Raw genomic sequence first — 423 nt, 5'->3', positions numbered from 1 at the left:
CACCGGGGTGTTGTTGCCCACGAGGTCGTAGTTGCCCTCGGAGGTGTAGAACTTCACCGCGAAACCGCGCGGGTCCCGCCAGGTGTCCGGGGAGCCGTTCTCGCCCGCGACCGAGGAGAAACGGATCAGCATCTCGGTCTCGACGCCGGGCTGCAGGAACGCGGCCTTGGTGTAGGCCGAGATGTCCTCGGTGGTCTTGAACGTGCCGAACGCGCCGCCGCCCTTGGCGTGCACCACGCGCTCCGGGACCCGCTCGCGGTTGAACTGGGCGAGCTTCTCCACCAGGTAGTGGTCCGTGAGGATGATGGCGCCGTCGGCGCCGACAGCCTTGGAATGGGCATCGGACGTGACAGGAGCGCCGGACTGTGTCGTGGACACGGCAGGCGCAGAGATGTTCGAAGTCATCTTTCTCCTAATTTGTTG

The 423-nt window shown here is 65.2% G+C and carries 1 protein-coding gene; it reads right to left on the bottom strand.

The features are described 5' to 3' along the window. Positions 1–405 (bottom strand): catalase (locus JYA52_RS23160; protein ID WP_205651146.1); only part of this gene is annotated, 405 nt, incomplete at its 3' end. Positions 406–423: the final 18 nt, after the last annotated feature.

Origin of the sequence: Arthrobacter pascens (genome assembly GCF_017052465.1) — a bacterium.
Lineage (GTDB): Bacteria > Actinomycetota > Actinomycetes > Actinomycetales > Micrococcaceae > Arthrobacter > Arthrobacter pascens.
Note: the sequence above shows the minus strand (reverse complement) of the source record. Positions and strands in the feature narration are given on the sequence as shown.